The 23842-nt window shown below is 65.7% G+C and carries 22 protein-coding genes; 11 read left to right on the top strand and 11 right to left on the bottom strand.

Features of this window, described 5'->3' with window-relative positions; genetic code table 11:
- Positions 1-7 precede the first annotated feature (7 nt).
- A complete protein-coding gene (gspD, locus tag ACSHWJ_RS03345; RefSeq protein ID WP_282213443.1) occupies positions 8-2440 on the top strand; it encodes a type II secretion system secretin GspD in 2433 nt (810 codons plus the stop codon).
- Between the two features lie 21 nt (positions 2441-2461).
- Here gspD and ACSHWJ_RS03340 read toward each other — a convergent pair whose 3' ends face one another.
- A complete protein-coding gene (locus ACSHWJ_RS03340; RefSeq protein WP_282213442.1) occupies positions 2462-3163 on the bottom strand; it encodes a ComF family protein in 702 nt (233 codons plus the stop codon).
- 380 nt (positions 3164-3543) lie between these two features.
- On the opposite strand from ACSHWJ_RS03340, the gene bioB reads away from it, so the two are divergent.
- The 7 genes from bioB to ACSHWJ_RS03305 all read left to right on the top strand — a co-directional run bounded on the left by bioB (position 3544) and on the right by ACSHWJ_RS03305 (position 9834).
- Positions 3544-4545, top strand: coding sequence for a biotin synthase BioB (gene bioB, locus ACSHWJ_RS03335; RefSeq protein WP_282213441.1), 1002 nt, complete (start codon positions 3544-3546; stop codon positions 4543-4545).
- 5 nt (positions 4546-4550) lie between these two features.
- Positions 4551-5714: an 8-amino-7-oxononanoate synthase gene (gene bioF / locus ACSHWJ_RS03330; protein ID WP_432539303.1), complete on the top strand. Its 1164-nt coding sequence runs from the start codon at positions 4551-4553 to the stop codon at positions 5712-5714.
- A complete protein-coding gene (gene bioH / locus ACSHWJ_RS03325) occupies positions 5715-6479 on the top strand; it encodes a pimeloyl-ACP methyl ester esterase BioH (protein ID WP_010960421.1) in 765 nt (254 codons plus the stop codon).
- Complete coding sequence (gene bioC / locus ACSHWJ_RS03320) at positions 6457-7284, top strand: malonyl-ACP O-methyltransferase BioC (protein WP_026045911.1); 828 nt, start codon at positions 6457-6459, stop codon at positions 7282-7284. Before bioH ends, bioC begins: the two co-directional genes overlap by 23 nt.
- A gap of 9 nt (positions 7285-7293) precedes the next feature.
- Positions 7294-7980 (top strand): dethiobiotin synthase, encoded by a 687-nt coding sequence (gene bioD / locus ACSHWJ_RS03315; RefSeq protein ID WP_010960423.1) that lies wholly within the window; start codon positions 7294-7296, stop codon positions 7978-7980.
- 93 nt (positions 7981-8073) lie between these two features.
- Entirely contained in the window at positions 8074-8469 is a 396-nt protein-coding gene (locus ACSHWJ_RS03310; protein ID WP_143708475.1) for a hypothetical protein, read from the top strand.
- 6 nt (positions 8470-8475) lie between these two features.
- Positions 8476-9834 (top strand): MBL fold metallo-hydrolase RNA specificity domain-containing protein, encoded by a 1359-nt coding sequence (locus ACSHWJ_RS03305; RefSeq protein ID WP_010960424.1) that lies wholly within the window; start codon positions 8476-8478, stop codon positions 9832-9834.
- Positions 9835-9839: 5 nt separating this feature from the next.
- Here the strand turns inward: ACSHWJ_RS03305 and ACSHWJ_RS03300 are convergent, their stop codons facing one another.
- On the bottom strand, positions 9840-10607 hold the full coding sequence (locus tag ACSHWJ_RS03300; protein ID WP_432539302.1) for a Nif3-like dinuclear metal center hexameric protein: 768 nt from the start codon (positions 10605-10607) through the stop codon (positions 9840-9842).
- Between the two features lie 93 nt (positions 10608-10700).
- On the opposite strand from ACSHWJ_RS03300, the gene ACSHWJ_RS03295 reads away from it, so the two are divergent.
- Positions 10701-12197: a phenylacetate--CoA ligase family protein gene (locus ACSHWJ_RS03295; protein ID WP_432539301.1), complete on the top strand. Its 1497-nt coding sequence runs from the start codon at positions 10701-10703 to the stop codon at positions 12195-12197.
- Here the strand turns inward: ACSHWJ_RS03295 and ACSHWJ_RS03290 are convergent.
- On the bottom strand, positions 12194-12850 hold the full coding sequence (locus ACSHWJ_RS03290; RefSeq protein WP_367027066.1) for a DJ-1/PfpI family protein: 657 nt from the start codon (positions 12848-12850) through the stop codon (positions 12194-12196). The two genes, ACSHWJ_RS03295 and ACSHWJ_RS03290, sit on opposite strands and share 4 nt — an antisense overlap.
- A gap of 90 nt (positions 12851-12940) precedes the next feature.
- On the opposite strand from ACSHWJ_RS03290, the gene ACSHWJ_RS03285 reads away from it, so the two are divergent.
- Positions 12941-13555, top strand: coding sequence for a TetR/AcrR family transcriptional regulator (locus tag ACSHWJ_RS03285; protein ID WP_432539300.1), 615 nt, complete (start codon positions 12941-12943; stop codon positions 13553-13555).
- On the opposite strand, the gene ACSHWJ_RS03280 is transcribed toward ACSHWJ_RS03285, so the two are convergent.
- Entirely contained in the window at positions 13549-14766 is a 1218-nt protein-coding gene (locus ACSHWJ_RS03280; RefSeq protein ID WP_432539299.1) for an MraY family glycosyltransferase, read from the bottom strand. The genes ACSHWJ_RS03285 and ACSHWJ_RS03280 overlap by 7 nt on opposite strands.
- A 110-nt stretch (positions 14767-14876) precedes the next feature.
- Complete coding sequence (locus ACSHWJ_RS03275) at positions 14877-15671, bottom strand: TIGR01458 family HAD-type hydrolase (protein WP_432539298.1); 795 nt, start codon at positions 15669-15671, stop codon at positions 14877-14879.
- 209 nt (positions 15672-15880) lie between these two features.
- On the opposite strand from ACSHWJ_RS03275, the gene ACSHWJ_RS03270 reads away from it, so the two are divergent.
- A complete protein-coding gene (locus tag ACSHWJ_RS03270) occupies positions 15881-16318 on the top strand; it encodes an STAS-like domain-containing protein (RefSeq protein ID WP_432539297.1) in 438 nt (145 codons plus the stop codon).
- Positions 16319-16330: 12 nt separating this feature from the next.
- Here the strand turns inward: ACSHWJ_RS03270 and ACSHWJ_RS03265 are convergent, their stop codons facing one another.
- From ACSHWJ_RS03265 to hyfB, 6 genes are read right to left on the bottom strand one after another with little or no spacing between them, the layout of a single operon-like run.
- A complete protein-coding gene (locus ACSHWJ_RS03265; RefSeq protein WP_432539296.1) occupies positions 16331-16840 on the bottom strand; it encodes an NADH-quinone oxidoreductase subunit B family protein in 510 nt (169 codons plus the stop codon).
- An 11-nt stretch (positions 16841-16851) separates the two neighbouring features.
- Entirely contained in the window at positions 16852-18474 is a 1623-nt protein-coding gene (locus ACSHWJ_RS03260; RefSeq protein WP_249385418.1) for a hydrogenase large subunit, read from the bottom strand.
- Positions 18471-19937, bottom strand: coding sequence for a hydrogenase 4 subunit F (locus tag ACSHWJ_RS03255; protein WP_432539295.1), 1467 nt, complete (start codon positions 19935-19937; stop codon positions 18471-18473). The genes ACSHWJ_RS03260 and ACSHWJ_RS03255 overlap by 4 nt, the downstream gene beginning before the upstream one ends.
- Entirely contained in the window at positions 19934-20611 is a 678-nt protein-coding gene (locus ACSHWJ_RS03250; protein ID WP_218807043.1) for a formate hydrogenlyase, read from the bottom strand. The genes ACSHWJ_RS03255 and ACSHWJ_RS03250 overlap by 4 nt, the downstream gene beginning before the upstream one ends.
- A gap of 5 nt (positions 20612-20616) precedes the next feature.
- Positions 20617-21555: a respiratory chain complex I subunit 1 family protein gene (locus ACSHWJ_RS03245; protein WP_432539294.1), complete on the bottom strand. Its 939-nt coding sequence runs from the start codon at positions 21553-21555 to the stop codon at positions 20617-20619.
- On the bottom strand, positions 21555-23801 hold the full coding sequence (hyfB, locus tag ACSHWJ_RS03240; protein WP_432539293.1) for a hydrogenase 4 subunit B: 2247 nt from the start codon (positions 23799-23801) through the stop codon (positions 21555-21557). The genes ACSHWJ_RS03245 and hyfB overlap by 1 nt, the downstream gene beginning before the upstream one ends.
- Positions 23802-23842: the final 41 nt, after the last annotated feature.

Here is a 23842-nt window from a genome sequence, read left to right as displayed (position 1 = left end):
ACCGTGCATGCCTAAGTTCATTCAAAGAATCGCCGCCGTCTCGGTAGCGGCGGCCCTCGGCCTGAGTGGCTGCGAGTCGCTGCTGCCCGACTTTTACAAAAAGCCGGTTTCACCGGAGAGCCTGAAGATCGAGAAGGTGTCGACCGAGCCTCCGCCCGCGCCGCTGGCGGAGGCCCAGACCGACATGCTCAAGAAGCCGGAGTACTATCCGCGGAAGGGGGCCGTGGTCAATCCGCCGTCCGCCGGCGGTGGCGGCTACCCGGGTTCCGCCACCACGTCCTCCGCCGGCGGCGGTGCGACCGGGAAAGGAGGCGGCCGCACCTCGCCCCGGAAAGAAGGCAAGTACACCCTCAATTTCGACGACGCCGACCTGTCGGAAGTCACCAAGGTCATCCTCGGCGATACGCTGAAGGTGAATTACGTCCTGAGTCCCAAGGTCACCGGCAAGGTGAGTCTGCAGACCACCCGGCCGCTGACCGAGGACGAGATGATCCCGACGCTGGAGACCCTGCTGCGGATGAACGGGGCGGCGCTGATCCGGGAGGGCGGCATGTACAAAATCGAACCCGACGCCCAGGCGGCGATCAGCGCCTCCGGTCCCGGGGTCGGGGTGGGAATGATGGAGCCGGGTTACCAGTTGCGGGTCATTCCTTTGCGTTACATCAGCGCCGCGGAAATGCAGAAAGTGCTGGAGCCCATCATGCCGCCCAAGGCCGTGCTGCGGATGGACGAGACCCGCAATCTGGTCATGGTGGCCGGTACGGCGGAAGAGTTGGGCGGCGTCATGGAAGCGGTGCAGATTTTCGACGTCGACTACATGCGGGGCATGTCCGTGGCCCTGTATCCGGTCAAGAACGCCGACGTGCCGACCATCGCCGACGAACTGACCAAGGTCCTCGGGCTCGGCGGCAAGGGCGCCATGGGCAACGTGCTGCGCATCCTGCCGATCGAACGCCTCAACGCCATCCTCGCCGTGGCTCCTGAGATGCATCTCCTGCACGAAGTGCAGGACTGGATCGAACGGCTCGACCGCTACAACACCACCCGTACCGGCAATGTCCACGTCTATCGCTGCCAGCACGTGGATGCGGGCGAGCTTGCCCACACGCTGGGCGGGATCTTCGGAGGCGGCGCGGGACGGCAGGGGCCTTCGCTGGCGCCAGGGCTGACCGGAATGGACGTCGGCAGTGGCATATCGAGCGCCTTCGGCTCGGCCTCTGCGACCGCAGGCGGTTTTGGGGGGTCTTCTGCCGGCTATGGCGGCTCGGGAGGATCCTTTGGCGGCTCGGGGAGTTCATTTGGAAGTTCCGGCAGCAGCGGTTCCAGCATGGGGAGCACGACGGGCAGCATGGGAACTTCCGGCAGCAGCGGCGGACTCGGCCGCTCCGGCAGCGGTGGTTTGGGCGGTTCTGGCGGCGGCCTGGGTACCAGTGGGGGCAGTTTCGGCGGCGCGCGGTCGGGTGCGGGCGGTCAGGGAGCAAGCATGACCCAACTCGGCAACAATGCGCGGGTCGTCGCCGATCCTGCCAACAATGCGTTGATCGTGATCGCCAAGCCCCAGGACTGGAAGGAGATCGAAGCGGTGATCAAGGCCTTGGATGTCTTGCCGCTCCAAGTGCTCATCGACGCCACCATCGTCGAGATCAGCCTGAAAAACGATCTCCAGTACGGATTGAAGTGGCTGATCAGCAGCGGTAGCAGCACGGAGGCACTGGGCAGCCCGCTTGCTGCCTTGGTAAAGGATTTCATCAACGGGGCCGCATCCGCGAGTGGGGGATTCAGCTATGCGCTGATCGCCAACGGCGGTAATGTCAAGGTTCTGCTTAACCTGTTGGCGCAGGAAAATCTGGTCAATGTGATTTCCTCACCTTCGCTCATGGTTCTGAACAATCAACAGGCGAAGATCAATGTCGGTGATCAGGTACCGGTGCTAACGGGTACGACGGCCAGCGCGACCATCGGTACCACCCAGTTCAATCAATTCCAGCAGCAGCAGTCGGGTGTCACCCTGCAAATCCGGCCGCGGGTCAATTCAGGCGGCCTCGTTTCGCTGGAGATATTCCAGGCCATATCTACTCCTTCTCCGGTCGAAGTCGGAAGCGGACAGAAAACCTTCCAATTCGCCAATCGGGAAATCCAGAGCGTCGTCGCCGTGCCCAACGGGCAGACGCTGGCCTTGGGGGGACTGATCTCCGATAAGCGCTCCGAGACCCAGACCGGTCTGCCATACCTGAACCAAATCCCGATGATAGGTTGGATGTTCGGGTCCACCGAGATAAAGCCCGAGCGCACCGAGTTGGTGGTGCTCATCACGCCGCGGGTCGTGGAAAAGAAAGGCGACATCAACTCGATCAGCAACGAATTCCGCCGCAAGCTGACCAACCTATACAGAGGCGAGCCGGACGCCCAGCCGGCGGCGGTGGAGCCTTCGACGCCGTGAACTGGAGACCCGCGGCGCGGCTCAGGCCCTCGCCACGGCCCATACGTCGATCCGCTCGACGCCCGCTGCCCGCAGCGTTCGCGCCAGTTCGCCCGCCGTTGCTCCCGTCGTGACCACGTCGTCGAAAATGGCGACGTGGCGGACGTTGACCGCCCTTTCCATCCGGAAGGCGCCGCGGATGTTTTTTCTCCGCTCTTCTGCGGACAGTTCGGCTTGCGGCCGGGTGGTGCGGTTTCGTGTCAGGGCGCGAAACTCCAGAGGGACCTGCAGGTTCCGGCTCAGGTGCCGGGCGATTTCCAGCGACTGGTTGAAGCCGCGCTCGCGGTAGCGGGAAGCGTGCAGCGGAACCGGAACGATGAGTTCGGGCATTTCCGCATGTAGCATGAAGTGGGCGGCGGCCAGTTCTCCCAGCGTGCGGGCGCAGGCATGGCGATGACCGAACTTGAGCCCGTGGATCAGATGCCGTATGGGCTCCTCGTAGCGGAACGCCGCGCGGCAGCTATCGAACGGCGGCGGATGCCGCAGGCAGCGTCCGCAAGGGCTGGGGGCGCCTTCGGGCAGGGCCTCGCCGCAACGCAGGCACGCGGTGCCGGTCCTGGGAAGCTGGCGCTCGCATGCCCCGCACAGATCCAGTCCCCTTTGCCCGTCGTTGCCGCACAACAGACAGGTGGGCGGATAGATCCAGTTCTGTATAATATTCAGCCAACCGTTTTCAATTTTCATGTTTGCGCGTCGACAGAGGCTGTCGGCGTGTCCATATCCTGAATTGCGATATCGGGTCGTGTGTGAGTTTGGTTAGGCTTGCCCTCATCCCCATCCCTTCTCCCAAAGGGAGAAGGGGCTGAATCACAATGCCGTTGAAATGAGCCGCAGAGGTTCGTCGCCACGGCAGGGAGGCCGGGGTCCAGGCGCCATGGACGGTAGTCGGGGCTCACGTCCCTGTGTTTTGGATGCCGGTTTCCTTGCCGGTATGACGGTTCTCCGATTCATAATTCAACAACATGGGGGCTGACTTCCCTCTCCCTCTGGGAGAGGGACAGGGGTGAGGGGGCTGCCCTTTGCACACGGCCGGTATCCGGGCCATCCACTGGAGATCGAGTGTAATGCATGCCGAAGTAGCGGTAATGACGAACCAGGAACGGGCGGAAGAGCCCGTGCTGCGCCACGACTGGACCCAGGGCGAGGCCGAGGCCTTGTTCGCGCTGCCGTTCAGCGAATTGCTGTTCCAGGCCCAGACCATCCATCGGCGCCATTTCGACCCGAACGAAGTCCAGGTCAGCAGCCTGCTGAGCATCAAGACCGGCGCCTGTTCGGAAGACTGTGCCTATTGCCCCCAGAGCGCGCATTACGAGACCGGCGTCAAGCGCGAATCGCTGATGTCGCTGGAAGATGTGCTGGAAGCCGCCCAGCGGGCCAAGGAAGAAGGCGCCACACGGTTCTGCATGGGCGCTGCCTGGCGCAGCCCCCGCGATGGCGACCTGGAGGCCATCGCGGCGATGGTCGAAGGCGTCAAGGCGCTGGGGATGGAAACCTGCGTCACTGCGGGGATGTTGAGCGATGAACAGGCCCGGCGGCTCAAGGAAGCGGGGCTGGATTACTACAACCATAACCTGGATACCTCGGAAAGCTATTACGGCGAGATCATCACCACCCGGACCTACCAGGACCGGCTGGATACGCTGCAACGGGTGCGCGATGCCGGCATGCACGTGTGCTGCGGCGGCATCGTCGGCATGGGCGAATCCGCCGCCGACCGCGCGGGCCTGCTGATCGGGCTCGCCAATCTGCCGCGCCACCCGGAAAGCGTGCCGATCAATCTGCTGGTGAGGGTGGAGGGCACGCCGCTGGCCGATACGGCGGCGCTCGATCCGTTCGATTTCGTGCGTACCGTCGCCGTGGCGCGGATCATGATGCCGGCATCCCGGGTACGGCTGTCAGCCGGCCGTTCGGACATGAGCGACGAGATGCAGGCCCTGTGTTTCCTGGCCGGAGCGAATTCGATCTTCTACGGCGACAGGCTGCTGACGACGGAGAATCCGCAGGCCCAGCGCGATCGGCGATTATTCGCGCGATTGGGGCTGCGCATGGCGGGCTTGGGCTGCTGAGTTCCATGACATTCGATCTGGCCTCGGCCTTGGCAGAGATCAAGGCGCGCGATGCCTACCGGTGGAGGCGTATCGTCGAAAGTCCCCAGGACACCCGGGTCGTCATCGACGGCCTCCCCCGGGTCAATTTCTGCAGCAACGATTATCTGGGGCTGGCGAACCACCCCGCGGTGAGAGAGGCCTTTCGGCGCGGCGTCGACCGCTGGGGTGTCGGTTCCGGAGCTTCCCACCTGGTCTGCGGCCACTCTGCGGCGCACCATGCGCTGGAAGAAGAACTGGCGGAATTCACCGGTCGTCCGCGGGCTTTGCTTTTCTCCACCGGCTACATGGCCAATCTCGGTGTCGTCTCCGCCCTGGCCGGGCGCGGCGATACGGTGTTCGAGGACCGGCTGAACCATGCTTCGTTGCTGGACGGCGGCCTCTTGTCCGGCGCCCGCTTCCGGCGCTACCGCCATGCCGATGCCCGCGCTCTCGAAGCCGCCCTGGCCGAGTCCCGCGCCGAGACCCGGCTGGTCGTCACCGACGGTGTGTTCAGCATGGACGGGGATCTGGCGCCTTTGCCGGAGCTGGCGCGCGTCGCCCGGGACGGGCGGGCGTGGCTGATGGTCGATGATGCGCACGGCCTGGGCGTCCTGGGCGCCGAAGGGCGCGGAACCCTGGAGCATTTCGGCCTGGGCGCGCCCGAGGTTCCGGTACTGGTCGGCACCCTGGGCAAGGCGCTGGGTACGTTCGGCGCCTTCGTAGCGGGTTCGGAGTCCCTGATCGACTATCTGATCCAGCGCGCCCGTACCTATGTCTACACCACCGCGCTGCCGCCGGCGGTCGCCGAGGCGACCCGGGTCAGTCTGCGTCTCGTGCGCGAGGAGCCCGAGCGGCGCGAGCGGCTGCGTTGCAACGTGCGGCGTTTCCGTGCCGGCGCCGCGAGTCTGGGGTTCGGACTGGGCGACCTGCCCGGTCCGATCCAGCCCCTCGTGATCGGCGCCAATGCCGACGCCCTCGAAGCCAGCCGTCGCTTGGGCGAGCGGGGCTTTCTGGTGAGCGCCATCCGTCCGCCGACGGTGCAGGCAGGCACCGCCCGGTTGCGGATCACTCTGTCCGCGGCGCACTCGAACGAGCAGATCGACGGCCTGCTCGAGGCACTGGCCGACGCCGTTCCTCAGGAGGCTTGAATGGGGCTGTTCATCGAGACTTCGGGGCGCGGGCCCGAGGTGGTCCTGATCCACGGCTGGGGCATGCACGGCGGCATCTGGTCCGGTTTCGTGCCGTGGCTGACCGACCGTTTCCGGGTCACGCGGATCGATCTGCCGGGACACGGCCACAGCCCGATGCTGGCGGACTGGTCGCTCGAAACCGTAGCGGGGGCCGTTCTGGAGGCCGTGCCCCGGCCGGCGCACTGGGTCGGCTGGTCGCTCGGCGCGATGGTGGCGCTGGAGGCCGCGCGCATGGCGCCGGGGGCCGTGGCCTCGCTCACCCTGCTGTGCGGCACGCCCCGCTTCGTCGCCGAGCCCGGCTGGCCGGGAATGGAAGCCGTCACGCTGATGCGCTTCGCCGACGGCTTTCTGTCCGACTACGAGGATGCCTGCCGGCGCTTTCTGGCTCTGCAGGCGTGGGGCATGCCGAACGAGCGGGAATTGCTGCGCGGCGTCCGCAGCCAGCTGTCCGGACGGCCGCCGCCGGAGCGGCCGGCGCTCCTGGCCGGTCTGGAGGTATTACGCCACGCCGATCTGCGCGGAGTGTTGCGTGAGCTTCCCCAACCGGTGCAGGCGCTGCTGGGCCGGCGTGACCGACTGGTGCCGGTCGAGCTGGGGGATGCGCTGGCCAGGCTGAAGACCGGCCTGGTCAGTCACCGCATCGACGATGCCCCCCATGTTCCATTCCTGACCCACGGAGAACGGACGGCCCGCCTGATCCATGAATTCATTGCCTCGTCCTGACATCGGGCCGTTTGCCGATACGCCCGAAAAGCGTTGGGTCGGCGTCTCGTTCGGTGCGGCGGCCGTCGGCTATGACGGCGTCGCGGCATTGCAGCGGGAGGTGGGCGAGTCGCTGCTGGCCGGCATCCGCCATCTCGGGCCGCCACCGGCCCGCATGCTCGATCTCGGTGCGGGCACCGGCCATTTCTCCGGCTTGCTGGTCGCCGCTTTTCCCACTGCCGAATGTCTGGCCTTGGACATCGCCGAAGGCATGCTCCGGTTCCTGCGCTCCCATCGGCCGGGCGCCGATGGCATGGGCCTCGTCGTGGGCGATGCCGAGGCCCTCCCACTCGCGGACGAGTCGGTCGACCTGATTTTTTCCAACATGGCTTTTCAATGGTGCGAACGGCTGGACCGTGCCATTTCCGAATGCTGCCGGGTGCTTCGTCCGGGCGGCAGGCTGGCGTTCAGCACCTTCGGCGAGGCCACATTGGGCGAGTTGCGGATGGCCTGGCGCGCCGTCGATGGGTACACCCACGTCAATGCCTTCGCGACGCGCCGCTCGGTGGAACAGGAGCTGCGGGCGCAGGGATTCACGAAAATCCGGCTCGACGCAAGGACTCTCCGGCGTGGCTATCCTTCGGTGCTGGCGCTGATGAAAGAGCTGAAGGCGCTGGGAGCGCGAAACCTGACCCGGAACCGGCCGCGCCATCTGCTGAGCCGGCACACGCTGGAACGGGTGAGCGAAGCGTACGGGCGTTTGCCGGGCATGGCGTCCGCCGTGACCGCCAGCTTTGAAGTATTGACCGCATTGGTCGAAAAATGAGGGTGCATCGTGGCACAAGGTTTTTTCATCACGGGAACGGGCACGGGGGTCGGCAAGACCCGAGTTTCCCTGGCGCTGATTCGCGAACTGCGCCGGCGGGGATTACGGGTCGCTGCGATGAAGCCGGTGGCGACCGGCGCGGTGCGGAGGAATGGCAGCCTGCGTCATGAGGACGCCGAACTACTGATGGCGGCGGCGGACGTCCAGGCGTCTTACGAAGATGTCAACGCTTTCGCCTACGAAATGCCGACCTCACCCCATATCGCTGCCAGTCTGGAGAGGCGGCCCATCGACATCGGCGCGATCGTCGCCCGCAGCGAGGCATTGGCGGGCGCGGCCGACTGGGTGATCGTGGAAGGCGTCGGTGGATGGGAAGTGCCTTTGAACGACCATGAGAGGGTATCCGACCTCGCAGAAGCCCTGCATTGGCCGGTAGTTCTGGTCGTGGATCTGCGCCTCGGCTGTCTGAACCACGCGCTGCTCAGCGCCGCGGCGATCGGCCGGTCCTGCGTACGCCCGGCCGGATGGATCGGCAATGTGATCGACCCCGAGTTCCCGTATCTGGACGAATATCTCCACACCCTGGACGAATCGCTGCCGGAGCCGCGTCTGGCCCTGCTACCCTGGTGCCCGGATGGCCATCCGGAATCTTCCGGCCTGGTCCTTTCGGCGGCATTCGAACAGTGGGTGGTATGAGGCGTCGAGGGCTGGTCAGGCGGCCGGTTCGGTGATACCGTCCGCCGTGCTGGAATTCCCCAGCGCACCAGAACGATGTTGAGGAGTCGCAAGATGCGTAAACCGATTGAAAGCCTGATCCTGGTCTGGGTCGCGGTTGCAGGACTCGCCGGCCCGGTCTGCGCGGAGGAGCCGAGTGCAAGCCCGAATCCCCACGCCTCCGGCGGAATGGGCGGCATGGGGCCCGGCATGATGGGGGGCGGTGGCATGATGAGCGAGGAGCAGATGGATCAGCGCATCAAGATGATGCAGGATCACATGCTGCAGATGCACGAGATCATGGACAAGATCCAGGCGGCGACCGACCCTGCGGAAAAGGAGAAGCTCAAGCAGCAGCAGCGCGACATGATCAAGCAGCACATGAAGTCGCACCATCAGATGATGATGCAGATGCAGCATCAAGGCGGAATGAGTCACGGCGGAAGCGCGGGGGCTGCGGCCAAGCCCTGATCCTCCATGGAACTGGGCTTCATCGGCGCCACCGGGACCGTCACCGGTTCCAGATATCTGGTGACCGAGGGGCAGTGCCGCATCCTGGTGGATTGCGGGTTGTTCCAGGGGTTCAAGCAGCTCCGGCTGCGCAACCGTGAACCTTTCCCGGTGGCGCCGGACAGTCTCGCCGCACTGGTCCTGACTCATGCGCATGTCGACCACAGCGGCTATATACCGCTGCTGGCGCGCAACGGTTTCGCCGGACGCATCCATTGCACGCCGGCGACCTTCGACCTGTGCCGGATACTGTTGCCCGACAGCGGCCACCTGCAGGAGGAGGAAGCCGAGTATGCCAACCGGCGCGGTTTCTCGCGCCACCATCCGGCCTTGCCGCTGTACACGCGGGAAGATGCCGAGCGCTGCCTCGATCTGTTCGAGCCGGTCGATTACGGCCGCGAGGTGCGTCTGGGCGGCGAATTCCGGTTCCGCTTCCAGCCGGCGGGACATATCCTCGGGGCGGCTTCGGTGGTGCTCCGGGGCCTGCGTTCCTCCCTCGCCTTCTCGGGCGACCTGGGGCGGCCGAATGATCCGACCATGCGTAGCCCGGCGTCCTGCCCGGCGGCCGATTTCCTCGTGGTCGAATCCACCTATGGCAATCGCCGTCACGCCGCGGAAGACCCGGTGGAAACTTTCGGCGACTATATTGGACGGACCTTTCGCCGCGGCGGCGTCGTGCTGATCCCGGCCTTCGCCGTCGGCCGCGCCCAGAGCGTGCTGTATTGCATTCACCGTCTGAAGGCTGCCGGGAGGATGCCGGACGTTCCCGTTTATCTCGACAGCCCCATGGCTGTCGACGCTACCGAGCTGTTCCGCCGTTACCGCTCTGAGCACCGGCTTTCGTCCGCGGAGGCCGAGGCGGTGTGCCGGACCGCGCGCTACGTCAATACCGCCGAGGAATCCAAGGGGCTGAGCGCCCGGCGGACGCCGATGGTCCTGATATCGGCGAGCGGCATGGCGACCGGCGGACGCGTGTTGCACCACCTCAAGGCCTTCGCTCCGGATCACCGCAATACCGTGCTGTTCACGGGCTTCCAGGCGCCGGGGACGCGAGGCGCGGCGATCCTGGGCGGCGCCGAAGCGGTCAAGATCCATGGCGAATACGTGCCGGTCCGTGCCGAGGTGGGGCTGGTCGAAAACCTGTCGGCCCATGCCGATTACAGTGAGATTCTCGACTGGCTGCGGCAATGTCCCAAGCCGCCGCTCAAGACGTTCGTCACCCATGGCGAGCCCGAGGCTGCGGACTCGCTCCGTTTCCGGATCGAGCATGAACTGGGGTGGGATTGCCGGGTACCCGAATACCGGGAAACGGTCGGTTTGGGATGACGGATTCAGGCCGGGTTCGCACTCGGGATGAAACGGCACTCGACTTCCAGATCGCGTCCGATCCGTTCCATCAGGGCCTGAATGCCGAACCGCTCGGTGGCATTGTGACCGCCTGCATACATGTGTATCCCCGCTTCCTGCGCCTCGTGCCAGTCGTGTTCGCTCATTTCCCCGGTGATATAAGCGTCCAGGCCCGCCTTGGCCGCCTCGGCCCAGCCGCCGTTGGCGCCGCCGGTGATGATCCCGATCGTGCAAACCGGAGCCGTCGCATCCGGCGTGGCCAGCAGCACCGGATGTTCGAGGACCTCCGCCAGCCGCTCGCGCAGCGCCGAAGCCTGCAACGGCACCCGCAGCGTACCCTGGACACCGGTCGGGCAACCCTGATGGTCCCCGAATGGCGCCTGTTCGCCCAGGCCGATCCTGTGTCCCAGCACCGCGGCATTGCCGAGTTCCGGGTGGGCGTCGAGTGGCAAGTGGTAGGCGAACAGATTGATGGCATTGCGGACCAGCGGAAACACCCGCCCCGCGAACGGTCCGACCAGCGGTCGTGCACCGTGGAATCTCCAGAACAGGCCGTGATGCACGATCAGAGCGTCGGCCCGCCAGTCGACGGCCGCAGCGACGGAATGGGCGGTCGCGGACACCGCGAAGGCGATCCGCCGGATTTCCTCGCGTCCCTCGATCTGCAGGCCATTCGGGCCATAATCGGCGAACGCGCCGGGACTCAGCAGCGCAGCGAGGAATCGTTCGAGAGTGGAGCGGGTGATTGCCATGGAACGCGTTGCAAGGAGTGTTGGAAACTCGGATTATCCCCCAAGTCGCAGTGGCTCTATCATCTTCAATCTCCAGGACCTTGAGACCAGCCCATGACCTTCCCCCTTTTCGCCGATCAGCCGACGCGGTTTCTGGATCGCTCCCTCGAGGATTTGATGGCCGAGCGATTGGCCTGCGATCCCGGCGCTGCCGCGCTGTCGCTGTTCCTGCGCGCGGCGGCGGAAGTGCCGGCCTACCGGGCTTTTCTGGCGGCGCACGGGATTCGTCCGGACGCGGTGCGGACCCTCGCCGACTTCGCGCTCCTGCCTCTGACCGACAAGCCCTCCTACATGCATGCCTATCCTCTGCCCGAGCGGTGCTGGGGCGGGCGCCTGGCGGCCTGCGACAGGGTCGCGGTGTCTTCCGGTTCGACCGGCAAGCCGACCTTCTGGCCGAGGGCATTGCACCACGAACTCGACGTTGCATTGCGGTTCGAGCAGGTGTTCCGGGATGCCTTCCAGACCCACGCCCGCAGCACCCTGGCGGTAGTCTGTTTCGCCCTGGGAAACTGGGTCGGCGGCATTTACACCACCTCCTGCCTGTGGCATCTCGCCCGCAAGGGGTATCCGGTCACGGTGGCGACGCCCGGTAACCGCCCCGATGAAATTTTCCGGGTGATCGGTGAGCTGGCGCCGCATTTCGAGCAGACGGTGCTGCTGGGTTATCCGCCGTTCGTGAAAGACGTGATCGATAGCGGAGCGGCCGCGGGGATTTCCTGGGAACGCCATGCGGTGAAGCTGGTGTTCGCTGGCGAGGTGTTCAGCGAGGAATGGCGCTCCCTCGTCTGCGCCCGGATCGGGTCCGACTCGCCCTGCTACGACACCGCATCGCTCTACGGCACCGCCGATGGGGGCGTCCTGGGCAACGAAACGCCTTTGAGCATCGCCATACGCCGTTTTTTCGCGGCCCACCCCGAGGCCGCCCGCGAGCTGTTCGGCGAGTCCAGGCTGCCGACGCTGGTGCAGTACGATCCCCTGAGCCGCTATTTCGAACTGCACGACGGTACGCTGGTGGTGACCGGCGACAACGGCGTGCCCCTGATCCGCTACCACATCGCCGACCGGGGCGGGCTGGTCGGCTATGCCGAGATGCGGGACTTCCTGCGCGACTGGGACGCGCGCGATCTCTCCGAATACGGATTCGATCCGGCCTGGGGCGAGCGGCCTTTGCCTTTCCTCTACCTGTTCGGGCGGGCCGACTTCACCGTCTCGTATTACGGGGCCAACATCTATCCGGAGAACGTGACGGTGGGCCTGGAACGGCCTGGCATCGTCGACTGGGTCAGCGGCAAGTTCGTGCTGGAGACGCCGGAAGATGCGGCGGGGGACCGCGAGCTCCTGCTGACGGTGGAACTGTTGCCCGGTGTGGAAGCCGACGAGGCCAAGGCGGCGAGAATCGCCGAGTCGGTGCGGACGGAGCTCTTGCGCCTGAACAGCGAGTTCGCCCATTACACGCCGGAGGCTCGGCAGACTCCCCGTGTAGTGCTGCGTCCTTTCGCCGATCCGGAGTACTTTCCGGCCGGCGTGAAGCACCGCTATACGCGGCGTTAAGCCGCATACTCGACGTCTTTCGAGTACATTTCGTAGGCGGCGCCATATTCCATCACCCGCGCGACCTCGCGGATGAAGTCCTCACCGTAGCCGGCCCTACGCAGCAGATGGAATCCGATTTCCATGCCGGAGCTGATTCCGCCGCCGGTGACGATGCGGCCGGCGTCGACGACGCGCGCCCGGCTGATGCGGCAGTTTGGGGCGATCTCCGCCAGGCGGTCGATCGGCGTCTTGCCGTGGCCCGATTGCTCCACCCGGTCGGGTTCCTTGCGGTTGGTGGCGGCTTTGCCGTCGAGCAGGCCCATCCGGCCGTAGATCCAGGAGCCGGTGCAGACCGAGACCAGCAGGGTGGATTCCGGCAGGGCGCGGATGAAGTCGTGCAGCCTGCCGTTGTTGATCTCCTGGCGGGTGCCGAATCCCCCGGGAATCAGGAAGGCGTCCATCGCCGGACGGTCGTTGAATGCGTAGTTCGGCAGCACGGTGAAGCCTGCCTGGGCCTGAACCGGCCGCAGCGATTCGGCCACGAAGAAGGCGTCCAGCTCGGGGTCGAAACGGCGAGCGACCGAGAACACGCCGTAGGGCGCGGCGAAGTCGACGATTTCGAGATCCTTGCAGACATAGATTCCCAGGCGGAATCCGGGTTTGACGGCCATGGCGGTTCTCCGGAGGATGGGCGGTGACGGGAATGATACAGACCTGTCTCCATCATTGACGAGACAGACCCGTCTGTCAAGATGGATGCCATGAGAACCGAAAACCCTGGCACGGCGCGCGAACGCATTCTGGAAACCGCCCTGCGGCTGTTTTATCAGCAAGGCATACGCGCCACCGGCGTGGACAAGATCATTGCCGAATCGGGCGTGGCCAAGATGTCGTTCTACCGGAATTTTCCGTCGAAGAAGGATCTCGTGCTTGCGTTCCTGGACCGGCGCCATGCGTTCTGGATGGACTGGTTCAAGGCGCGTATCGAAGCGCAGAGCGAGCGGGAAGGGCGGTTCCGGTTGGGCTTTATCGCCGGGTTCCTGAGGGAATGGTTCGAGTCGCCCGACTTCCGCGGCTGCGCCTTCATCAATACCGCCACGGAGACCGCGGATCTTTCGGCGGAGGAACGCCGGCGGGTGCTGGACCACAAGCAGGACCTGATCGACTACCTCGCCGATCGGCTCGATGCGGCCGGGAGGGGCGAATCCAGGCGAGTGGCCGCGCTGGCGTTACTGATCATCGACGGTGCCATCGTGCGTGCCCAAATGACGGGCGATCCGCGGATCGCCGACGACGCACAGAGCCTCCTGGACATGCTGGACCGGGAGGTCGCCTCCGGGTGGAGACCCGCAGCGCCGGCGGGCGCCGGTCAATAGTGCCGGAGCCGCTGTTCGCGGTAGCGGTCGATGCCGTCCGATGTGGGGTTGACTTCGATGGGCAACTCGGCTGCCTTCGGTAGGCAGTGCCGGACCGACAGGGCATTGAGACTCTCGGGTACCGGCAGAGGCCGAGCGGCGGGATCGGCTTGGTCCAGGCGGCATCCGTAAGTCGTCAGCCGGTAATGCGCCACGAAAATCCCGATGAATCCCATGGTCAGCCAGAAGTCGGGCACACCCAGATGGTGGGCTATTACGCCGATTCCGCCGAGCATCCCATTGATGCCCACCAGCAGCCACGAGGTTTGCCCGGGCGTCAGGTTTTTCCGCAGGAGGATGTGGTGGAGATGCTCGCGGTCGGCCACGAAGGGGTTGCCGCCCCGCAGTCCCCGCTGAAGCATCAGTCTGACCGTGTCGATGACAGGCAGCGCCAGCACCCATGCCACCGCGATGGGTGAGAGGATGCGGTTCGGCCCTCCCTCCACCATCTGGATGGCGACCCAGGACAACGCGAAGCCGAGCAGCATGCTGCCGGAATCACCGAGGAAAGCCGAGGCCTTCTTGCGCAAGGGGTGGCGCACGTTGTAGGCGGCGAAGCCGAGAATGGCCGCCAGCAGAACCCATTCCTTGGGATTTATCGGTTGCCCTGCCAGCCAGGTCGCGACGATGAACCATGACATGGCCGTGATGGCGCAGCCCGAGGCCAAGCCGTCAATGCCATCGGACATGTTGAAGGCGTTGATGAATCCCACCGTGCACAAGACCGTGAAGGGGATGGCGAACAGACCGAGCCGCAGCGATCCTGTGCCGACGATGTCACCGAGATCATGGATCATCTTTCCTCCCCACACCACCATGATCAGGGCGGCACAGATTTCGGCCACGAGCCGGAATCGCGCGGACAGCCCGTAAAGGTCGTCGATCAGGCCGACCACCAGGACGAGTCCCATCCCCAGCAGCAAAATGGGGGAAACGATTCCGGTGCCGCAGCTCGAGGCGAAGACGAAACCGCCGTAGATGGCCAGCCCGCCGGTGAGCGGGACCAGTCCCTCGTGCGTCTTCCGCCCCCCCGGCCGGTCTATCAGGCCGACGCGTTCGGCGGGTTTGCTCAGCAGGTGGATGAGAAGGGCGGTGAATGCGAGTCCGCCGCCCGAGACCAGGACCGGACTCGCATTGCCGAAGTAGCCAAGGATATCGTCGATCAGTGCCATGGATCTGATGATTTGCCCGAAAAGTGAAGAACGCGCAGCTCTCCGCAACCGCGCGGAATCCAAGCCAGATCAAATATAGTCGATGGTTCTCGAGGGAGGGAGGGCAGGACCTACGGAAATAGAGTATCCACCAGAAGATCCGGCAAATCGGCGATGGAGTCGATGATCCGGTCGGGCTGCATGGAGCCGGTTTCCAGTTGGAAAGGCCGGAACTTGCCGGTTCTGACCAGGATGCCGTAAAGCCCCGCGGATTGACCGCCGCCGATGTCCGCTTCGATGTCGTCTCCGACGATGGCGGTGCGCTCGGGCGGCAGCCCCATGTCCCGGAGGGCGACGGCGAAAAAATCCGCCGATGGTTTGCCCATGACCAATGCCCGCACGCCGGCGCAGTATTCGAGCGCGGCCACCAGTCCGCCGATGTCCATGCGCAGGCCCCGTCCGGTTTGCCAGAAACGGTTCTTGTGCACGGCGATCAACTGCGCTCCCCGCATGATGGCGTTGAACATCCGGTCGAGGCAGTCATGGGTCCAGACGGCGCCGGTATCGCCGAGCACCAGGGCGTCGGCATCCTCCATCGATGCCTGGGGGACCCCGGCGAAATCGGCCCTCACGTCGTCCTCCAGCAGCAGGTGGGCCCGCATGCCCGTGGTTTGCAGATGGCGCAGCACGGCTTGTGGGGCGCTGAGGATTTCGCTTCGTTCCACGGGAAAACCCAGCGCTATGATCTTTCGCTCCAGCGCGGCCAGGGACAGTGTGCTGGTGTTGGTGACGAAACGGCAGCTCACACCGCTGGCCTTGATCTTCGCGACGGCCTCCACGGCGCCGGGGATGGGTTGCGAGTCCACATAAAGCACGCCGTCCAAGTCGAACAGTACGCCATGAATGTTCCGATCGTTCTCGTCCATGCTTCTCCTTATTGGGCAACTGGCAGGAAGATCCGGCCCGGAATGTTCCGTGATGGCGGCTTTACAGACAAGAGCCCGAGGCGGGGGGAGTCCAGCGGTCGGCTGGAATCCCCAAGCGCCGAGGGTGGATTTCCCCCATCAAGGTGGAGAAATTCTAACGGTCCTCATGTAAGTCAATGTTTTTGCGCGTGGTTGAGCTGGCACGAACCGTGTTTTCCCTTATCCGGAACCACCGCTCGTCCTTCGCCGATGCCATGAACTCGACCGATCCCTCCCGCAACGAAGCAGCCACGATCCATCTGCTGGCTTATGCCAGTCCCAGAACCCAAGCGCTCGACTCGGTCCGTCAGGCGCACTCGGTGATCGCCAGTCTCGGCCGCAAGGCCGGCAACTGGATCGAACTCGATTTTTCCGGGGTGGAGAGCGTGAGCGCGGCGTTCACCGACGAACTGTTCGGCTTCGTCGAGCGGGAGGTGCCGGACATCTGGCTGGTGCCGACGCATTACAACGAGAGCGTCAGGCCTCTCCTCAACCGCCATCTCAGCTTGCTGCAGCAACGGCGGGACCAGGCCTGGTGCCTGGCTTCGACAGCCACGGAATTCGGAAGCTGTGCCGCTTTTGCCGGCCACTCTCAAACGCGGCGTTGAAGCTGTGGTTCTCTACCGCGAGATCAGGGACAGGAGGCCGCGGACCAGAACCGCCGGCGTCGGCGGGCAGCCGGGGATCACGGCGTCCACCGCGAGCACGTTGCCCACCGCGCCGCAACTCGCGTAGTTCACGCCGAATTCGCCGCCGTCGGCGGCGCAGCTTCCGACCGCGACGACCCATTTGGGCTCCGGCGTCGCCTCCCAGGTTGCCTGCAGCGCCGCCTGCATGTGGCGGGAAACCGGTCCTGTCACCATCAGCACGTCGGCATGTCGGGGTGAGGCGACGAAATGGACGCCGTAGCGCTCGATGTCGTAGAAGGGATTTCCCAGCGCGGCGATCTCCAGCTCGCAGGCGTTGCAGGAACCGGCGTCGACTTGCCGGATCGCGAGGCTCCCGGCGAAGCGCCCGTCGATCACGGCCTTGAGTTCCGCACCCAGGCGGTCCAGCTCGGGGTCGGTCAGCGGCTTGAAGGTTTCGGTCACGATGCCTACACGGGCAATCTTGCTCAATAGCTTGTTCATGGTGGCGGCTCCTAGAGGTCGTGGCCGGAATACGAGCCGTTGACCGACTTGTTGCACAGAGGGAAGTCCGGCACGATGTTGCCAAGGATGAGTTTTTCCAGGGCAGGCCAGTTGAAGACGCTGGGGTCGCGGGGGAAGAAGCGGACGATGCTGCCGGCGCCGTCGAAGCGCACATAGGTGGCGATTTCGCCGCGCCACCCCTCCACCAGGCCCAGTCCCTCGGCATTTGCCGGAGGGGTGCGCCAGTCGGCCCGCAGCGGTCCCGGTTCGATCCGCCGCAGGCATTGGTCGAGGATGTCCAGCGAAGCGAACAGCTCTTCGTAACGGACATACAGGCGGGCAGCGACATCGCCGTCGCCGCGGGTGACGGCCTTGACCCCCAGCCGGTCGTACGGTGCGTGCGGCGCCCGCTCCCTCACGTCGCGGCCGATGCCGCAGGCCCGGGCCACGTAGCCCAGACAGCCCAGTTCCCGGGCGACGCGTTCCGGCAGCACGCCCGCTCCGACCACGCGGTCCTGAAAGATCGTGCTTTCATCCAATATCGGCTTCAGTTCTTCCAGCTCGCTTCGCAAGGCAGCCATGGCGGCCGGCATCGCGCTGGTGGCTTCCGCCGGCAGGTCCACGGCGACACCGCCCGGCACGATCCGGTCCATCAGCAGGCGATGGCCGAACCAGCGCAGGTTGTCGCGGAGCCAGAGTTCGCGCAGGCGGCTGAACTGGGAGTGACCGAAGGCGAAGGCCGTGTCGTTGCAGATCGCGCCGATGTCGTTGAGATGATTGGCGACCCGCTCCCGTTCGAGGAAGATCGCCCGCAGCCACAGGGCCCGCTCCGGCGGCGCGACGCCGGCGGCGTGTTCCATGGCCTGGCACGCGGCCCAGGCGTGACCCACCGTCGTGTCGCCGGATACCCGCCCCGCCAGTCGCGCCAGTCCTTCGGGATCACGGCCCACGGCCAGTTTCTCGATACCCTTGTGCACGTACCCGAGGCGTTCTTCCAGGTTCAGCACCGTTTCTCCCAGCGCCAGGAATCTGAAATGCCCCGGTTCGATGATGCCGGCATGGACGGGGCCGACCGGGATTTCGTTCACCTCGGGGCCATGGGCGGAGGCGAACCCATAGCTCCGGTCCGGCGCCGTGACGGCCGGTGGCTGGCCGGCCAGGGGAAAATCCGGTCGCAGCGGGAACTCGCGTTCACCCCAGGCCTGATGGCGCACCCAGCGCCGGTCGTCGGGATGGCCGATGAATTTCAGCCCCAGCAGGTCCCGCGTATGACGTTCGGGACGGGCCGCGCCGGGGAAGTGCGGCGTGTGCGAGGGCAGGCCGGTCCGGCCCGGCGGGAGCACCGTTCTGAGCAGCAGGTAGTCGCCGGATTTTTCGAGGAGGGCATTGACGACCCAGCTTTCGCCGCGGGCCTCGCCCCAGCCTGCCGCCCAGCGGCAGCCTTGGGCCGCGGCGGCTTCGGCGGCATCCCCCCAGTCCTCGGGGATGACCGGACACAGCAGGGCGGGCCCTACGGCGCCTGCCTGGGCCTTCTCGTTGCCGAACTCCGGGGTTCCCAGGCTCTGCAAGCTTGCCGTCAGCCGATCGATGACCATGAATCCGTCCTCCTTGACGGCGGTTCGGGTGGCGGTCATAGCGGCGCGCTCCCGGCTATGAGCCGCGTGGCCTGGCTGAACCAGTCGGCCAGCACGCCCGGAATCGCGAGCCCCAGCCAGAGGACGATGCCGAGATGGGCCATCACCGGCCAGAGGTTGGCCTGCACCGGCGCCTGTCCTGCCGGTCGGGGGCCATAGGCCATGGGGTGCAGATGGCGGAACAGCCCGGCGAAGGCGATGGCGATCCCCAGCAGCAGGAGCGGCGTCAGCCAGGGAAATTCCTGCATGGTGGCGGTGAGCACCAGGAATTCGCTGGTGAAGACGCCGAACGGCGGCATCCCCGCGATCGCCACCACCCCCAGCACCAACCCCCAGCCGACCATCGGCTGGGTCCGCAGCAGGCCGCGGATGTGCTCGATCCGCTGGGTGCGGGTGATCTGGGCGGCATGGCCGACGGTGACGAATATCGCCGACTTGGTGAGCGAGTGCACCGTCATGTGCATCAGCGCCGCGAAGGTGGCCAGCGGGCCACCCAGGCCGAAGGCGAAGGTCATGATGCCCATGTGTTCGATCGAGGAATAGCTGAACAGCCGCTTCACGTCGCGCTGGCGGTGCAGGAACAGCGCCGCGACCAGGAACGACAGCAGGCCGAAGCCCATCATCAGCCGGCCGGCGAGCGGACTTTGCAGCGAGCCGTCCACCAGCATCTTGGAGCGCACCACCGCATACAGCGCGTCGTTCAGCAGCAGGCCGGAGAGGATGGCCGACATCGGCGTCGGGCCTTCGGAATGGGCGTCCGGTAGCCAGTTGTGCAGAGGCACCAGCCCGATCTTGGTGCCGTATCCGACCAGCAGGAACACGAAGGCGATGCTCATGACCGTGGGATTGAGTTCGGCGGCATGGGCGTAGAGCACCGACCATTGCAGTCCGTGCTCGCCCATCCCTTCCACCTGGCCCGCGGCGAAGTAGAGCAGCACGGTGCCGAACAGCGCCTGGGCGATGCCGACGCCGCACAGGATGAAGTATTTCCAGGCCGCTTCGATCGATTCCGGGGAGCGGTACAGGCTGACCAGCAGCACCGTGGCCAGGGTCGCGCCTTCCATCGCCACCCACATCAGCCCCAGGTTGTTGGTGGTCAGCACCAGGTACATGGTCAGCATGAAGCCCTGGTACATGGCATGGTAGAGCCGCATGCGCGCGGCGTTCACCCGCCCGTGTTCACGCTCGTTGGCCATGTAGGGCGCCGAGAACATCGCCGTCGTCGTTCCGACGAAGGCGGTCAGCACGACCAGGTAGACGTTGAAGGCATCGACGCGGAACTGCAGGTCAGCCAGCTCGATGGTGCCCTGGCGCAACACCTCGACCGCCAGCACCAGCGAAGTCAGGAAGACCAGGCCGCACAAGCGGGTGTTGAGCCGCCCGGCCTCGGGCGCATCGCCGCGCCAGGCCTGATAGAGCATCCCGGCGAAGGGGATGCCCAGAATCCAGTAGACTGCGCTCACGGTTCCACCTCGCTCAGACGGTTCAGCCGGTCCACGTCCAGCGAGTCGATGCTGGAACGGATATGGAAGAAGAACACGCCGAAGATGACGGCGGCGACCAGCACGTCGAAAGCGATGCCGAGTTCGACCACCATCGGCATGCCCTGGGTCGAGGCCACGGCGGCGAAGAACAGGCCGTTTTCGATCGCCATGAAGCCGATCACGTGGGTGACGACCTGGCGGCGGGTGATCATCAGCAGCATTCCCAGCAGCACCACCGCCAAACTCACCGCCATGGCGTTGCGGGTCGCCAGCGTGGAGAGGTGCTCGATCGGCTCCACCACGTAGTAGCTGAACATCACCAGCGCGGCCGCGGTCATCATGACGTAGCCGTACAGGTAGAGCGGCTCGGCGTCGCGGTGCATGGCCAGCCGGACGATCAGCCGGTGCAGCATCGCCGGTATCAGGATGACTTTCAGCGCCACGATGATGAGAGCGGAAATGTAGAGGTGCGGATAGGGCAGGGTGTAGGCGGCAAGCGCGGTGGTGGCGGCCAGCAGGGCGCCCTGGGCCGCGAACAGATGGATCATGCCGGACAGGCGCTTCTGGCCCAGCATCAGGAACGAAGAGAAGACCACCAGGGCGGCGATGAACAGGATCGCCTGTTCGTAGATCGAGTAAGCCGGAGCGGGCATGACGCCTAGACCTCCAGGATGATGTGGCTCAGCATGCCGAGCAGGCTGAGCAGGTAGGCGAACCCCAGGAACTCCTGGACCCGGAACAGCCGCATCTTCGCCACCGAGGTTTCGGCCAGGGCGAGGACGATCGCCAGCACCCCGAGCTTGGCCGCGATGGCCGCGGCCCCGATGCCCAGCGCCTCGGGCGTGAATTCGCGGGCCAGTCCCCAGGGCAGGAAGATGTTGGCGATGAGCACGCCGTACAGCATCAGCCGGATCTGGCCGGCCCATTCGATCAGCGCCAGATGGCGGCCGCTGTATTCGAGGATCATGGCTTCATGGATCATGGTCAACTCGAGATGGGTCGCCGGGTTGTCGATGGGGATGCGCCCCGTTTCCGCCACCGCCACCAGCAGCAGCCCCCCCAGCGCGAACAGGAAGGAAGGCCGCAGCGCCAGGCCGGTGTCCAGCAGATAATCGATGGCGACGGAAATATTGGTGGTGGAGGCGGTCAGGGCCAGGGTGAAGATGGCCATGAGCATGGCCGGTTCCGCCAGCGAGGCGATGGTCATCTCCCGCGACGAGCCCATGCCGCCGAAGGCGGTGCCGACGTCCATCCCGGCCAGGGCCAGGAAGAAACGGCCCAGGGCGAAGAAGCCCACCAGCACGATCATGTCGGCGATGGCCGCCGTCGGCAGGTCTACGGCGAAGAACGGCACGATGGCGCCGGACAGGGCCGCTGCGCAGAACACGACGTAGGGCGTGACCGGAAACAGCCACGATGCGGTGTCGGCGACCACCGGGCGCTTGCCGAACAGCTTCCGCAGGTCGCGGTAGGGCTGCCACGGTGGGGGCGGGCGGCGGTTCTGCAGCAGGCACTTGACCCATTTGAGCCAGCCCGAAAACAGCGGCGCCAGCAGCGTGAACAGCACGGCCTGGATCAGGGCGAGCAACCAGTCCATCAGCTTACGACTCCCAGGAGAACGATCAGCGTCATGAAGGAATACGCGATGTAGATCCGCACCTGCCCGGTCTGGATCCGCGCCGTCTGGCGGGCCAAATCCTCGACCACACGGGTCAGCGGCAGGTACAGCCAGCGCCAGGAGCGGTCCCCGATCTCCAGCCGGTAGCTCAGGGCGGTGACCTGCAAGGGATTGGCGGCCGCCGTCTCCGGGGTCGAGGTTTCGACGGTCTCCCACACCGGCGCGAAGATGCGTCTGACCGGCTGGGCGAAGGCGGCGGCGGTGTACTGCATGCGGGGGCTCAGTCCCCCGAAGCCGCAATCCCAGGCCGGCGCGCGCCGGACGTCGGCCGCCGGCCCGCGACGCTCGAGCCGGCGCAGGAGCCACCAGGCCAGCGCCATCGCCAGCAGCACCAGCGGGGCCGAGTACGAAGCCGTGCTGACGCCGCCCGGCGTCAGCCACAGCCAGCCTCGGGCCGAAGCGCTGGTCAGGGTTTCCCCGAGCAGTTGGCGGGTGATGGGGCGCATGGCGTCGAGCACCCAGGTCGGAAGCACCCCGAGCAGCAGGCACAGGCCGGCCAGCATGGCCGGCGCCCACAGCATGCCGGAATGCGACACCTCGTGGGCATGGGCCGAGCGCCGCTCGCGCGGCTGGCCCAGGAAGGCCACGCCGTAGAGCTTGACGAAGCAGGCCGCGGCCACGGCGGCGGTGAACGCCAGGATCGCCGCCGCCACCGAGACCATGCTGCGCAGGATACCGTTGTCGATGACCGACGCCGCCTGCAGCGCTGCCTGAAAGGTCAGCCACTCCGAGACGAAGCCGTTCAGCGGCGGCAGGCCGGCGATCGCGACCGAGCCCACCAGGAACAGTCCGGCGGTGACCGGCATGCGCTTGATCAAACCCCCCATGTGTTCCAGATCGTGCCGATGGGTCTGGTGGACCACCGAGCCCGCCGCCAGGAACAGCAGGTTCTTGAACAATGAGTGGTTGAGCACGTGATACAGGGCGGCGACCAGGCCGATCAGCCCGAGCTGCACGTGTCCCTTGCCGATGAAGACCATGCAAAGGCCCAACCCCATGAACACGATCCCCATGTTCTCGATCGAAGAGTAGGCCAGGAGGCGCTTCAGGTCGCTCTGCACCACCGCGTACAGAATGCCGAGCGCCGCCGAGCCGGTTCCGAGGCCCAGCACGATCGCGCCCCAATACCACTGCACGTCGCCCAGCAGGTCGAACGCGAAACGCAGCAGTCCGTAGACCGCGATCTTCAGCATCACCCCGCTCATCAGGCCGGAAACGTGGGCCGGCGCGGCGGGGTGGGCTTCCGGCAGCCAGGCGTGAAGCGGCACCAGACCCGCCTTCATCCCGAACCCGGCCAGGGCCAGCAGGAAGGCGGCGGTTCCCCAGGCCGGCGTGACGTGTGCGTCCCGCCAGGCGTCGAAGGCGAAGCTGTGTGAAGCCGCGGCCAGGATGCCGAACGCGAGGATGATGGCGATGGCGCCTACCTCGCCCATCAGCAGGTAGAGGAAAGCCGCCCGCCGGTGCGAGGCATGCTCGTGCTGGTAACCCACCAGGAAATAGCTCGATACCGTCATCGCCTCCCATGCGATCACGAAGAGATAGGCATCGTCCGCGATCAGGACCCCCTCCATGCCGGCCACGAACGAGCCGGTGAAGAGACCGAGCGCCCCGAACGAGTACTGGCCGGCGAACTGGCGGGTGTAGCCCGGACCGTAGACGCCCGCGGCGATGACGCCCAGGCCGAGCACCACGAGGAAGAAGGCCGACAAGGTATCGAGCCGCACATGCCAATGCAGCCAGGGCAGACCGAAAGGCAGTTGGCCGGAAACCGCCGCATCGGCATGGAGCTGCAGGAGGCCCGCCCCCAGGGCCGACACGCCGGACGCCGTCAGCAGAGCGAACACCATGCGCCGCCAGGCGTGCGGCAAGCGCCGATGATGGCCGACCGCCGGCTTCGGGCGCAGGGGAACGGGGATGCGGACCAGCTTGGCGACCTGCAGCGCCGGTCCCGTCCAGGCGGCGCGGTGCTCCCCCAGCAGCGCCAGCAGACCCGAAGATAGCGCGGCCGCCACGGAGGCATAGGCCAGAAGTAATGTCATGGAGGAACCTGGGGAAAGGCGAGAGGGATACGCAGGACAAGCAAATTTAGTGCCAATAAGCCGTTTGCCTGAAACGATGGACGATTTTCCACCCCTGCCGGCCCGGCCGGGGTTGTTATGAACCATTGGTTGCGGGGCATTTGAACGGAAAAACCGTTCGAAGCGGC

It is taken from the genome of Methylococcus sp. S1M, assembly GCF_051295855.1.
In the GTDB taxonomy this organism is placed as follows: domain Bacteria; phylum Pseudomonadota; class Gammaproteobacteria; order Methylococcales; family Methylococcaceae; genus Methylococcus; species Methylococcus capsulatus.
The sequence above is the reverse complement of the archived record's forward strand: the minus strand, read 5'-3'. Positions and strand labels throughout refer to the sequence as shown.

Coding starts and splice junctions, on each gene's coding strand:
- ACSHWJ_RS03290 (WP_367027066.1), bottom strand. CDS start 12,850: ATGGCCGTCAAACCCGGATTCCGCCTGGGAATCTATGTCTGCAAGGAT.
- ACSHWJ_RS03340 (WP_282213442.1), bottom strand. CDS start 3,163: ATGAAAATTGAAAACGGTTGGCTGAATATTATACAGAACTGGATCTAT.
- ACSHWJ_RS03280 (WP_432539299.1), bottom strand. CDS start 14,766: ATGGCACTGATCGACGATATCCTTGGCTACTTCGGCAATGCGAGTCCG.
- hyfB (WP_432539293.1), bottom strand. CDS start 23,801: ATGGTTCATAACAACCCCGGCCGGGCCGGCAGGGGTGGAAAATCGTCC.
- bioC (WP_026045911.1), top strand. CDS start 6,457: ATGAATTCATTGCCTCGTCCTGACATCGGGCCGTTTGCCGATACGCCC.
- ACSHWJ_RS03285 (WP_432539300.1), top strand. CDS start 12,941: ATGAGAACCGAAAACCCTGGCACGGCGCGCGAACGCATTCTGGAAACC.
- bioF (WP_432539303.1), top strand. CDS start 4,551: ATGACATTCGATCTGGCCTCGGCCTTGGCAGAGATCAAGGCGCGCGAT.
- ACSHWJ_RS03260 (WP_249385418.1), bottom strand. CDS start 18,474: ATGACCGCCACCCGAACCGCCGTCAAGGAGGACGGATTCATGGTCATC.
- ACSHWJ_RS03310 (WP_143708475.1), top strand. CDS start 8,074: ATGCGTAAACCGATTGAAAGCCTGATCCTGGTCTGGGTCGCGGTTGCA.
- ACSHWJ_RS03305 (WP_010960424.1), top strand. CDS start 8,476: ATGGAACTGGGCTTCATCGGCGCCACCGGGACCGTCACCGGTTCCAGA.
- gspD (WP_282213443.1), top strand. CDS start 8: ATGCCTAAGTTCATTCAAAGAATCGCCGCCGTCTCGGTAGCGGCGGCC.
- ACSHWJ_RS03245 (WP_432539294.1), bottom strand. CDS start 21,555: ATGGACTGGTTGCTCGCCCTGATCCAGGCCGTGCTGTTCACGCTGCTG.
- ACSHWJ_RS03275 (WP_432539298.1), bottom strand. CDS start 15,671: ATGGACGAGAACGATCGGAACATTCATGGCGTACTGTTCGACTTGGAC.
- bioB (WP_282213441.1), top strand. CDS start 3,544: ATGCATGCCGAAGTAGCGGTAATGACGAACCAGGAACGGGCGGAAGAG.
- ACSHWJ_RS03265 (WP_432539296.1), bottom strand. CDS start 16,840: ATGAACAAGCTATTGAGCAAGATTGCCCGTGTAGGCATCGTGACCGAA.
- bioH (WP_010960421.1), top strand. CDS start 5,715: ATGGGGCTGTTCATCGAGACTTCGGGGCGCGGGCCCGAGGTGGTCCTG.
- ACSHWJ_RS03300 (WP_432539302.1), bottom strand. CDS start 10,607: ATGGCAATCACCCGCTCCACTCTCGAACGATTCCTCGCTGCGCTGCTG.
- ACSHWJ_RS03250 (WP_218807043.1), bottom strand. CDS start 20,611: ATGCCCGCTCCGGCTTACTCGATCTACGAACAGGCGATCCTGTTCATC.
- ACSHWJ_RS03295 (WP_432539301.1), top strand. CDS start 10,701: ATGACCTTCCCCCTTTTCGCCGATCAGCCGACGCGGTTTCTGGATCGC.